The 11,544-nt window shown below is 67.4% G+C and carries 12 protein-coding genes and 1 tRNA gene; 9 read left to right on the plus strand and 4 right to left on the minus strand.

Going from position 1 to position 11,544, the window contains the following annotated elements; genetic code table 11:
- Positions 1-90: 90 nt before the first annotated feature.
- Both AOP75_RS07610 and AOP75_RS07615 read right to left on the minus strand, forming a co-directional pair.
- Positions 91-384: a WXG100 family type VII secretion target gene (locus AOP75_RS07610; protein WP_062077901.1), complete on the minus strand. Its 294-nt coding sequence runs from the start codon at positions 382-384 to the stop codon at positions 91-93.
- A gap of 154 nt (positions 385-538) precedes the next feature.
- On the minus strand, positions 539-1,228 hold the full coding sequence (locus AOP75_RS07615; protein WP_062077903.1) for an HD domain-containing protein: 690 nt from the start codon (positions 1,226-1,228) through the stop codon (positions 539-541).
- 166 nt (positions 1,229-1,394) lie between these two features.
- Here AOP75_RS07615 and AOP75_RS07620 point away from each other — a divergent pair, with 166 nt between their 5' ends.
- Genes AOP75_RS07620 through AOP75_RS07630 form a run of 3 tightly spaced genes read left to right on the plus strand, consistent with a single transcriptional unit; the run spans position 1,395 to position 4,012 of the window.
- A complete protein-coding gene (locus AOP75_RS07620) occupies positions 1,395-1,778 on the plus strand; it encodes a cold-shock protein (protein ID WP_062077905.1) in 384 nt (127 codons plus the stop codon).
- A gap of 10 nt (positions 1,779-1,788) precedes the next feature.
- Positions 1,789-2,829, plus strand: coding sequence for a DUF3027 domain-containing protein (locus tag AOP75_RS07625; protein WP_062077908.1), 1,041 nt, complete (start codon positions 1,789-1,791; stop codon positions 2,827-2,829).
- Between the two features lie 22 nt (positions 2,830-2,851).
- Positions 2,852-4,012, plus strand: coding sequence for an MFS transporter (locus AOP75_RS07630; RefSeq protein ID WP_062077909.1), 1,161 nt, complete (start codon positions 2,852-2,854; stop codon positions 4,010-4,012).
- 18 nt (positions 4,013-4,030) lie between these two features.
- Here the strand turns inward: AOP75_RS07630 and AOP75_RS07635 are convergent, their stop codons facing one another.
- Together AOP75_RS07635 and serC are read right to left on the minus strand one after the other, a co-directional pair.
- On the minus strand, positions 4,031-4,906 hold the full coding sequence (locus AOP75_RS07635; protein WP_062077911.1) for a CAP domain-containing protein: 876 nt from the start codon (positions 4,904-4,906) through the stop codon (positions 4,031-4,033).
- On the minus strand, positions 4,903-6,027 hold the full coding sequence (serC, locus tag AOP75_RS07640; RefSeq protein ID WP_062077913.1) for a phosphoserine transaminase: 1,125 nt from the start codon (positions 6,025-6,027) through the stop codon (positions 4,903-4,905). The genes AOP75_RS07635 and serC overlap by 4 nt, the downstream gene beginning before the upstream one ends.
- A gap of 41 nt (positions 6,028-6,068) precedes the next feature.
- Here serC and manA point away from each other — a divergent pair, with 41 nt between their 5' ends.
- The 6 genes from manA to AOP75_RS07670 all read left to right on the plus strand — a co-directional run bounded on the left by manA (position 6,069) and on the right by AOP75_RS07670 (position 11,493).
- Complete coding sequence (manA, locus tag AOP75_RS07645; protein WP_062077915.1) at positions 6,069-7,238, plus strand: mannose-6-phosphate isomerase, class I; 1,170 nt, start codon at positions 6,069-6,071, stop codon at positions 7,236-7,238.
- A gap of 9 nt (positions 7,239-7,247) precedes the next feature.
- A complete protein-coding gene (locus AOP75_RS07650) occupies positions 7,248-8,579 on the plus strand; it encodes a UDP-glucose dehydrogenase family protein (protein ID WP_062077917.1) in 1,332 nt (443 codons plus the stop codon).
- Positions 8,576-9,274 (plus strand): iron-dependent transcriptional repressor DtxR, encoded by a 699-nt coding sequence (locus tag AOP75_RS07655; protein ID WP_062077919.1) that lies wholly within the window; start codon positions 8,576-8,578, stop codon positions 9,272-9,274. The genes AOP75_RS07650 and AOP75_RS07655 overlap by 4 nt, the downstream gene beginning before the upstream one ends.
- Positions 9,275-9,430: 156 nt before the next feature.
- The gene (locus AOP75_RS12965; protein WP_062077921.1) at positions 9,431-10,141 is read left to right on the plus strand and encodes a C40 family peptidase; all 711 of its coding nucleotides are present in this window, start codon (positions 9,431-9,433) and stop codon (positions 10,139-10,141) included.
- A gap of 195 nt (positions 10,142-10,336) precedes the next feature.
- Positions 10,337-11,320: an aldo/keto reductase gene (locus AOP75_RS07665; RefSeq protein WP_062077923.1), complete on the plus strand. Its 984-nt coding sequence runs from the start codon at positions 10,337-10,339 to the stop codon at positions 11,318-11,320.
- A 97-nt stretch (positions 11,321-11,417) separates the two neighbouring features.
- Positions 11,418-11,493 (plus strand) — tRNA-Arg (locus AOP75_RS07670).
- Positions 11,494-11,544 lie beyond the last annotated feature (51 nt).

An 11,544-nucleotide genomic window follows, 5' to 3' on the forward strand; every position in this document is an offset into this window, starting at 1 on the left:
CGCGACGGCCCACCCCGCAAAGGATTCACCGTGGGACGCCACCGTCCCCATAGTGCGATCCCGCACGGCCGCCGCGCCTCACGGCTCGCGTTAGCGCGCGCTGAACAGCTGCGCCGCAGCGTCCTCAGCGCCCGCGTAGTGCTCGGCAGCTTGGTTGAGCGCGCCGGAGAGCGAGTTGAGGGCCATCTCGACCTGCGCCTGCGCGGCTCGCCACTGGTCCAGCACCCCTGCGAACGCAGTCGCGGCGCCACCCTGCCACGTGCCTTCGAGCGAGGTGAGGTGGGCCATCATCGCTGTGACTTCTGTGCGGATGGCCTCGCCCGACGTGTGGGCCTGAGCGGCGGCGGTCGCGACCTCGGCCGCATCAACGTTGTACTGCGTCATGGTGTCTCCTAGCTGTGTCGTGAAGTGGACACCTCGACGCTAGAGATTGCCGCCGTGCGGCGGCACCGGAGCGGTGACATCTGTGGATGCGGCCTGGGTGAGCGGCGCGCTGGGGACCGCGCTTAACGAAGGGCCCGCAGCATCGGCCCTTTTGCTAGGCCGCCGTGGCGGCCGCAATGTCCCGCTTGAGGCGAGAGAGCTCGGCAGTGACGTTCTCGCGCGCCTGCCGCTCCCAATCGCGGGCGAGCGGAGAAATGTAAATGCGATCGCGCGACAGCAGCTTCTGCAGAATGCGCTGGCGCGTCTCCAGGTACTCAAGCGGATCGACGTGGGCGTATTCCTCGCGCACCTGCGCGACGTACGTGCGATAGCGCTGGGGTTCCGTGGCGAGGACAGCCAGGTCGGCATCCGACAGCACACCGGCGTCAGAGTCGCGCCCTGCGGGCTTGTGGCGTTCCAGGCCGTGCACCAGGTTGACCACGATCGCCACGGTGTCCTCGTTGACCCCCAGCGCCGTCAACTGCTCGCGGGCATACTCGGCGCTCGCGGCCTCGTTCTCACCCGGGTGGTGCAGGTTCGCGGCCTTGTCCACGGCGTCAAAGATGGCGCCGTGATACCACGCGGCTAGACGCACCAGATGGGGGCGGGCAGCCTCCTGCTGGAGTTCGTCGACGCGCTGCAACAGATCGATCAGGTGGCCGATGCTGTGGTACCGCCGTTCGGGTGCCGTCCAGCGCTCAATGAGGCGGTCGGCAGCACGGTCGATAAGGACCGGCTCGACACTTGCGCCTGCGGAGACTGCGCTGCGGTGGAAAGCAGGCACCAGCCACTCGGGAACCGGCACGTCGCACCTCACTTCGGGGCCATCGGGGACTCGTGCTGACTCCAGTGTGGCCCCGCGCGCGCACCCGTGGCAAACCGCGGGCCGTCCGCTGAAGGCTACGTCGGGGGTGACGGCTAGACTGGAGGGGCGTCGAACACGCGGCGCCCCAAGATTCAGCGAGGTAGATGTGCCCACCGGTCGTGTGAAGTTCTTTGACACTGACAAGGGTTTCGGTTTCATCGCAGGCGACGATGGTGCCGAGGTCTTTCTGCACGCGTCGGCGCTGCCTGACGGGGTGACCGCGCCCCGCCAGGGCACCCGCGTCGAGTACTCCGTTGCCGATGGCCGTCGCGGCCCATCCGCTCTCTCGGTTCAGCTTCTCGAGCCCGTCAAGACGGTATCCCAGGGGCTGCGCAAGAAGCCCGACGAGATGACTGTCATCGTCGAGGACCTCATCAAGATGCTCGACGGAGTATCGAACTCGCTCCGCAAGGGGCACTACCCGGACGCCGCGCGCGGCAAGAAGGTCGCTTCTGTGCTGCGCGCCGTCGCCGATCAGCTGGAGGCGTGAGCCCATTCCCATGGACGCAGTGCTGGACAAGGCCGTAGACCTCGCGCGCGAAGTCGCCATTGAGGTAGCCGACGGTGAAGAGTGGGTGGGCGAGCACCTGAGCGCCAACCGCGTTGAGGACCGACTCGTGACGCACCTGTTCGCGTGCACCATGCCCGGCTATCGCGGCTGGGTGTGGGCCGTGACCGTGTCGCGCGCGCCCCGCGGGCGCGAGGCCGCGGTGTGCGAGGCGCACCTGGTTCCTGCCGACGACGCGCTCCTGGCGCCTGCGTGGATTCCGTGGGCCGACCGCATCCGCCCCGGTGACCTCGAGCCCTCGATGGTGCTTCCCAAGATTGAGGAAGACCCTCGCTTGGAGCCCGGCTACGAGTCTCACGACGCCGACGAGGACATCGCCGAACTCTGGGAACTGGGACTCGGACGCGAGCGCGTCATGGCACCCCGGGGACGTGACGCGGCGGCCGAGCGTTGGTATCGCGGCTCGCACGGGCCCACGGCGTCAAGCGCAGTCGCGTCTGCCTCGCCGTGCTCGACGTGCGCGTTCTTTGTGCCGCTCACCGGGTCATTTCGCACGACCTTTGGCGCGTGCGCGAACGAATGGTCGCCCTCGGACGGCAAGGTCGTCTCCGTGGATCACGGTTGCGGTGCGCATTCGCAGACCGACGTGGAACGCCAGAGCACGCGTTGGCCTGACGCCGAGCCGATCTTTGAAAACGACGGGGTGACTCCCGTTGACATGTCGAAGCCCGATCCGGAGCCGCAGCCCGAGCCGGTCGCCGAGCCGGTGGCCGAGCCTGCCGCTGAGCTCGCGGCGGACGCTCAGGCAGACGCGACATCCGAGAACGCAGCTGCGGGAGCCGCGGCGGCAACCGGGGTCGAGGCCCAGCAAGGTGAGTCCTCTGCGGCATCGGCCCCCAGCGCGGAAGGTCAGTCGGCGTCCCCAGCGAGTGCCGGCGAAGCGGTGACGGAACCTTCACAGGAGGCCGATGCCCCGGCTGAGTCGCGTACTGAGGAGCCCAAAGTAGTGGCCCCGGAGGGCACCACTGACTGACGGGCCACCGCCCGTACCGGCGGTGGGGAGGGACATCCTTCGCGCCGCCGCTCGCACGACGTACGCACCGACCTTCCTCGCCGAGATAGGGCTGGGAGCCATGCTCCCGCTCTTCGCGCTCTCGGTGGTGGGTTTTGATCACTCCGCTGCAGTAGCTGCAGGCGTCGTGGCGCTGTACTCCGCGGGGCGCATCGCCGGCTCCTATGTGGGTGGACGGCTGAGCGCTACGCTCGGGTACGCCCGCGCAGCCATGGTGGGGCTGGCGCTCTTGGCCGCCGGCGCACTGGTGTGCGGCGTCTCGGAAGGGCTCGCTAGCCTGACGGCGGGCGTGATGCTCGTGGGCCTGGGTCACGCGACTTATCACGTGGCGCGCCAAGGCCAAGTGACGGGAATGGTGCCACCCACCCACCACGGCCGGGCGCTCACCACCCTCGCCGGGACGTGGCGCATCTCGAACTTCATTGGTCCGCTCCTGGGATCGGCATTCATCGCCGTCTGGGGATTGCCGTCCGCCTACCTGTTCGCGGCCTCAACTGTCCTTGTCGCGATGGTCGCGGTGGCGACCTCGCCGGCATGGAAAGACCGCTCGCGCCCGCACGCCCACCCTCATGCGCCCGCCCTGACGGTGGCTCGCGCGAACGTTCGCATCTTGAGCACGCTGGGAGTGGCCGTGCTGATGACTGGCGCGGTGCGGTCCGTGCGGATCCTCGTGATCCCGTTGTGGGCGGAGCACATTGGCGCCTCAGATGAGGTGGTGTCCCTGATCTTCGCGCTGTCGGCGGGCGTCGACATGCTTCTGTTTTTCCCGGCGGGCCTTGTCGCCGACCGGTGGGGCCGGGCATGGACGGCGGTGCCTTCCACGCTCTTGCTCGCGGTCGGCTTCATCGCACTGCCCTTCACCGATTCGCCCGCCGCGGTGGCGCTTGCTGCGATGGTCATTGGTCTGGGAAATGGGTGGGGATCAGGGGTGCTCATGACGCTGGGCAACGATGTCGCGCCCGCCGTTGGCAGGGACATGTTCATCGGGATCTGGATGAGCTTCCAAGACGTGGGCGGACTGGTCGGTCCAGCGGTGGTCTCAGGACTCGCCGTGGTCTCGATGCCGGGGAGCCTGTGGGCAATCGGAGCCGTGGGACTCGCGACTTCCGGGGCGCTGGCGGCATGGATTCCGCGCCGTCGCTAGTGCGCCGTCTTCACCGCGTCATTGAAAGTTTGCTGTCGAGTACCAGGTTGTACCGTCGTCGGTGACAGCCATTCCCGCACCCATCACCGCATACTGAGGATTCAGCATGTTCATGCAGTGGCCGAACGAGAAGACCCAGCCGGAGTGCGCGCTGGCCGCTGCTGCTCCCTGTGACTGGCCCGCTGATGAGTAACTGACCGCGACGTTCTCCCCACCTGCTGGACGCGATGGGTTGTGTGCGAGAGCATCCATGGTGGCTGCTGTCGCCGAATCCTGTGCCGCCATCGACGACGACCAGGCCATGGCGGCCGAGGCCAACGTCGTTGACCAACTCAGCGGGGCCGCTCCGATGCGCGCGCGTTCCACGTTGGCCGCGGACAGCATGCTCTGGGCGCTCGAGGCTCCCGCCGCACCGTCAGGTGATGCGCAGTACTCGTCTCGCGACCGAGCCGACGGGGCTGGCTTCGCTGCCTCTGGTAGGACCTCAGCATCTGGAGCGGAGCCGGGGCCAGCGGAGGCGTCACCCTCTGCCGCCTCTGGCGGCACGCCACCAGCGGACCCGTCGCCGGCGGCGCCCGTCGGAGCGGTAGGCGCAGGCGACGGGCTCGGATTGGGCGGCAGCGACACGGAGATGCGCGGCATCATCCCGGACAGGTCCCAGGACGCATCCCCGCCGCTCACGGCAGCCGTCGTGACCTGTGCGTCGTCAACGCTTGCGCGCGATGGGGCCTCAGATACCGTCGGAGCACCGGCGGCGACGGGGTCCGGTGCCCACAGGCCGGCCGCCGCCCCAGTGGTGGACGCAACCGCGACCGGGATCGCGACGAGCGCCGCGACGGCCAGGCGCGAATGGCGCTGGCGTCGCGGCGAAGGCGCGTCCGGGGGAGGGGTCACGGTGCCAGTTTCTCCAGGAGCCAGTCGATCGACGCGGTCAGGGCTGAGACGTCATCGGGATCCACCGCAGGGAACATCCCGACGCGGAGCTGATTGCGGCCCAGTTTCCTGTACGGGTCAATGTCGACCACGCCGTGAGCGCGTAGAGCGGCCGCGATGGCGCCAGCATCGATCGCCTCGTCGACGTCGATCGTTGCCACCACCTGTGAGCGGTACCGAGCGTCGGTGACGAACGGGGTGAGCAGGGACGAGTCGTCAGCCCACGCATAGATGCGGCGCGCGGATTCGGCGGTGCGACCCGTGGCGAAGTCCATGCCGCCCCCGGCGAGCATCCACTCCAGCTGGTTGCGCATCATGACCAGTGGCGTGAGCGCGGGAGTGTTGTACGTCTGGTCCTTGCGTGAGTTCTCGACTGCGGTCGCCAGTTCCAGCGTGGCGGGGATGTAGCGATCGGTCGCCGCGATGCGGCCAATGCGCTCGATGGCTGCCGGCGACATGAGCGCGAACCAGATGCCGCCGTCGGAGCCGAAGCTCTTCTGCGGTGCAAAGTAATAGACGTCCGTGTGCTGGACATCCAGGTCGAGCCCTCCGGCCGCTGACGTGCCATCGATGACGGTGAGGGCCCCGCCGGTGTCGCTGGGCCGCACGACCGGGGCCATTGCACCGGTCGAGGTCTCGTTGTGTGGCCAGGCGTAGACGTCGATGCCGTCGGTCGCCTGCGGCACTGCCACCGAACCTGCGGGCGCCTCGCGCACGTCGGGGGATTCGAGGTACGGTGCGGCGGCCGTAACCTGCGCGAACTTGCTGCCGAACTCACCGAACACGCCGTGCTGGGCACGGCGCTCCACGAGCGAGAAGGCCGCGGCATCCCAAAACGAAGTGGAGCCGCCATTGCCAAGAAGGACCTCGTAGCCGTCCGGCAACGCGTAGAGCTCCGCGAGCATGCGTCGAACATCGCCGACCAGGTTGCGCACAGGTGCCTGCCTGTGGCTGGTGCCAAGGATGGCGGGCTGGGCATCCACGATCGCCTGAATCTGGGCGTCGCGCACCCGCGATGGCCCGGACCCAAAGCGCCCGTCGCGGGGCAGAAGTTGCGCGGGAATCGTCAGTTCGGTCGACATGGCACCAGCGTAGTGCGAGCACACCTGGCAGACTTGCGCCTGTGCATCTGATCAGCCCCGTTCTCCGCGACTATGCGTGGGGCACCCACGACGACATCCCGTTGCTCCTGGGAGTCACCCCTCCCGGCGGGCCCGTTGCGGAGGCCTGGTGGGGTGCGCACACCTCCGCGCCATCGCCGAGCACCCTCGCCGGTGGCGAGCCGCTAGACGAACGCATCGCGCAGGATCCTGAGTCGACACTTGGCCATGAAGCCGCCAAGCGCTGGGGCGCGCGTCTTCCGTACCTCTTGAAGGTCTTGGCGATCGACAAGCCGCTGTCGATTCAGGTGCACCCCACCTTGGCCCAGGCTCGGCACGGGTTTGCCCTTGAGCAGCGGGGTACTGGCGGGTTGCCGCATGCCTTCGTCGACCCGTACCACAAACCGGAAATGGTGGTGGCGGTCACCGAAATGCGCGTGCTCGCGGGTGTGCGTGAGGTGGTGGACACCGCTGCGGACTTGCGCTCGCTGGGGACCGGCAGGGCGCAGGGGCTCGCGGAGGCGCTTGAACAGGCCGGGGACGTGCGCGACTTCATTCGGGGTGCGCTGTCGGGCGGGGTCGACGATGAGACGCTCGCTGCGCTCGCTGACCTTGGCTCTAGGGCCGATGCGGAAAGTTCCATGGCGGCGGCGGCGCGCGCTCTCGCACATTTCCCTGGGGATGCGGGAGCGATTGTGGCGCTCGCCATGCATGCCGTTCGATTGCGCCCAGGTGACGCTCTGTTCGTGGGCGCGGGCGTGCTTCACTCGTATCAGTCGGGCATGGGCCTTGAGATCATGGCCAACTCCGACAACGTGGTCCGCGCCGGTCTGACCCCCAAAAACGTCAATGTGCCCTTGCTGCTCAAGCTGCTCGACCCCAAGCCCAGTGAGCCACAGGCGCCGGTTGTGAAGACCGCCGGAGCCGCCCGCCACCTCGTGACGACCTCGGAGGAGTTCGCGCTCACTCTCGTCAACGACGGCTCGGTGTCGCTGCCCACTGCTCCACGCATCGTCCTGTGCTTCCGCGGTACGGCCACGCTGACGGCAGCCGGCCGCACCCTTGAGCTGCGCCGGGGCCAAGCCGCTTTTGTGCCCTTCGAAGACGGCGAACTCACGGTCGCCGCGGACGGCGGCGCGGTGATTGCCCGCACCCCTTCCGACGGTGAACGGGTGCTGACCCATCCGCACTAGGGTGGCGATATGAGTGAACGCATCTCGGTTTTTGGAACTGGGTACCTTGGCGCCACGCACGCCGCCGGCATGGCTGAGTTGGGCCACGAGGTCATCGGGGTGGACATCGATCCGGCCAAGATCGCGCGGTTGTCAGCCGGTGAAGTTCCCTTCTATGAGCCCGGCCTCCCCGAGCTCCTGAAGCGCCACGTAGATTCCGGTCGCCTGCGCTTCACCACCGACGTTCACGACGCCGCTGAGTTCGCCGATGTGCACTTCATCGGGGTAGGAACACCACAGGTCAGGGGCGGGTACGCGGCCGACGTCAGCCAAGTGGAATCCGTGATCGAGGAACTCGGGCCGCTGCTGACACGGCCGGCGACGATCCTGGGCAAATCGACGGTCCCGGTCGGCACAGCTGAACGCCTTGCGGCGCGACTGCGAGAGATTGCACCCGCCGGCGACGAGGTGGACCTGGGCTGGAATCCCGAGTTCCTCCGCGAAGGCTTCGCGGTCCAGGACACCCTGCGGCCCGACCGCCTGGTCTTGGGGATCGATCGGGACCGTCCCGGGCGCGTCGAACAGGTGGCGCGGCGCGTCTACGCTGCCATGCTCGAGCGCGACACCCCTTTCCTCGTGACGGACTACGCCACGTCAGAACTCGTCAAGGTCAGCGCGAACGCCTTCCTTGCGACCAAGATCTCCTTCATCAATGCGATCGCGGAAGTGTGCGAGGCCACTGGTGCAGATGTGCGCGACTTGGCTGACGCCATTGGCCACGACGAGCGGATTGGCCGCAAGTTCCTCGGCGCCGGACTCGGGTTCGGAGGCGGTTGTCTGCCTAAGGACATCCGCGCCTTCATGGCCCGTGCGGGCGAGCTTGGCGTGGACCAGGCGCTCGCATTCTTGCGCGAGGTCGACGGCGTCAACATGCGCCGTCGTGAGCACGCGGTTACCCTCGCTGAGCGCATGCTCGGCGGGCTCGACGGTGCCCGCATTGCAGTCCTGGGTGCGGCGTTCAAGCCCGACAGTGATGACATCCGCGACTCGCCCGCGCTTGACGTCGCAGGCGGCCTGCACCTGCGCGGAGCCAAGGTCGTGGTCCACGACCCCGAGGCCAATGCGAACGCCGCACGCATCTGGCCCACGCTCACATATGCGGATGATGCGCTCGAGGCCTGCCGCGACGCGGAACTGGTGATCGTGGCGACCGAGTGGAAGCAATTCCGGACTCTCGATCCGCAGGCGCTGACGAGTATTGTGGCGTCACCGCGCGTGATCGATGGGCGGAACTGCCTTCCGTCCGAGGACTGGATCGAGGCAGGCTGGGAATACAGAGGAATGGGGCGTCTCGCCGGATGAGCGATCTGATCGACACCACGGAGATGTATCTGCGGACCATCTACGAGCTGATCGAAGACGGCGTGGTGCCCATGAGAGCGCGTATTGCCGAGCAGCTCGATCACTCGGGGCCCACGGTTTCGCAGACGGTCGCTCGCATGGAGCGTGACGGCCTGGTCGTTGTCGCACCCGACCGTCACCTGGAACTGACCGAGCACGGTCAGGAACTCGCCGTGCGCGTGATGCGCAAGCATCGGCTCGCAGAGCGCCTCCTGACCGACGTGATCGGTCTTGACCTCCCTCACGTTCACGAGGAGGCCTGCCGGTGGGAGCACGTGATGAGCGATCGCGTCGAGCGCCGTCTGGTGGAAATGCTGGGCGAGCCCACGGTCTCGCCCTACGGAAATCCCATCCCCGGACTGGACGAGTTGGGGCTGACTCCCGTGAGCCCCGAGGCGCCCGGAATCTCACTTGAAGCGGCCGCCGAGCAAGATTTGTCGAATCTCACAATTGGCCGTATTGGCGAAGGCCCGCAGGCGGCCGCAGGCTTCCTCGACGAGGCCGTCCGGACCGGGCTCGTGCCAGGGGCGACGGTAGCTGTCGAGGTGGTCGGTGACGCCATCGCTGTCACCGTTGACGGGCACACCCTTGAGATCAGTCGAGAGGCTGCGCGGCACGTGTTCGCGGTCCAGGACTTGGAGAATCGTCACGATTAGGTAACATGGGCGACTAGCAACAGGAGGACGAGACCTCGTCAGGTCCCTGCCGGATGGCTCTTGGGGTACCCCCCGGGACGGCAGGAGAGCCAGGAACATCGACGCGCTTGAAATAGCGACGCGCGGAAGGAACACAGCATCTTGAGGTACGGATACATGCGCGCCAAGACGCGTGCAGTGGCAGCTACGGCAGCCGCAGCACTCGTCGTAGTGCCGCTCACGGGCGCCGCAGCAGCGGCACTCGTCACGCAAGACATCACCACTCCTGCCAACACGTCCGCTGAGGCAGACTCCTTGGCAGAGACCGCAGCCGCCGCAGATATTGCGGCCACGGTGACCGCCGCTGACGACGCTGACTACAGCGTCGCGACGCCTGACGTGGAGTACTCGGCCAACCCCGAGCCCATCGTCACTCCCGAGCCGGTTCAGGCTCCGTCCACGACTTCCAACTCGGGCACGAGCTCCTCTTCGGAGTCCAGCTCCAGCTCGAACTCCGCTCGCACCGTGTCGAACTCGGCATCCGTGTCGGCCGCGATCTCCGGATCCGCCGTCATCGCTGAGGCCTCGAAGTACGTGGGAGTGCCGTACGTCTCCGGCGGTTCGTCGCCGTCCGGCTTCGACTGCTCCGGCTTCACCTCGTACGTATACGGCCAGCTGGGAATCTCGCTGCCGCGCTCGTCTGGCGCCTACTACAACGTGGGTACCGTCGTCTCGAGCCCGCAGCCTGGAGACATCATCGTGACCCCCGGTCACGTCGGCATCTACGCCGGACCGAACCTGCAGATCGACGCGCCGCGCCCCGGCAAGTCGATCCAGTTCCGGCCGATCTGGCAGTCGAACCCCACCTACGTTCGCGTGACGGGCTAACGCCTTCGCGCTTCACTGAGGCCGCCGCTTCCGCAAGGAGGCGGCGGCCTCAGTCGTTTTCGGGCACATGAGTGGTCGCTCTGGCAGGCCGGCAGGTGGGCCCCGTCGATGTCGCGTGCCTGGGTGTGGCGGGACGACGACGCGAAGGACGCGAAACGGTTCGATTTTTCGGTTACCACTCGGTAGGGTGAAGGCATGCGTACCAACGACGTTTCCCGCTTGAACCGCAGTGTCTCCGTGGTTGGCCAGGGCTGCTGGCAGCTTGGCGCCGACTGGGGCGATGTCGCCGACGACACCGCGCAGGAGATCCTCGCCGCTGCCGCCGATGCGGGGGTGACGTTCTTCGACACCGCGGACGTGTACGGCGATGGGCGTTCCGAGCGTGCTGTCGGGCGCTTTGTCGCACAGCGCGGCGACTCCTCGATCACGGTGGCGACCAAGATGGGGCGCCGCGCGGATCCGCACGTGCCCTCCGAGTACCACCTGGACAATTACCGCCGTTGGATCGACCGATCGCGCGAGAACCTGGGAGTCGACACCCTCGACCTCGTTCAGTTGCACTGCCCTCCAACGGAGGTCTTCGAGGACCCTCAGACGTACGACGACCTGCGCACGTTGGTCGACGAAGGACGTATTGCGCGTTGGGGAGTGTCGGTGGAGACGTGCGACCAGGCGCTGCGCGCGCTTGAGGAGCCGGACCTCGCGAGCATCCAGATCATTCTCAACATCTTCCGCCGCAAGCCGCTCGATGAAGTGGTGCCAGCCGCGAAGGAGGCCGGGGTCGGCATCATCGCCCGCGTCCCGCTCGCCTCAGGGTTGCTGTCCGGCAAGTACGACGAACACACGACCTTCGCTGACAGCGACCACCGCACCTTCAACCGCGAGGGCAAGGCCTTTGACATTGGCGAGACCTTCGCGGGAGTTCCGTATGAGGTGGGGGTCCAGGCCGCGCGTGAAGTAGCGCAGTTGACGCCCGAGGGCTGGACCACCGCACAGTTGGCGCTCGCGTGGATCGCGACCGTCGGCGCAGACACGATCATCCCCGGTGCCTCGACGCCGCAGCAGGCGACCGCGAACGCCGCCGCAGGTGACCTGCCCGCGCTCGACGATGCCACGCTTGAGGCACTTAAGGGCATTTACGACTCCTCGATCGCGCAGCACGTCGCCCACCGGTGGTGACCCGCTCCTGAGTGTCCCCCGTGCGGGGCTCTGCGCGGTCGATGGCGGCGCGTGGATTCACGCAAGGGGGCGTAGCGGGTACCCTGTCTTGTGCCCCGCGCCTGTAGCTCAGGGGATAGAGCACCGCTCTCCTAAAGCGGGTGTCGGCAGTTCGAATCTGCCCAGGCGCACCAATGAAACAGCCCCGCGCCGTGCCTCAAAAGGGAACGAAAGCGTCCGGTTTG

It is taken from the genome of Demequina globuliformis (assembly GCF_000975155.1).
GTDB classification, from domain to species: Bacteria; Actinomycetota; Actinomycetes; order Actinomycetales; family Demequinaceae; genus Demequina; species Demequina globuliformis.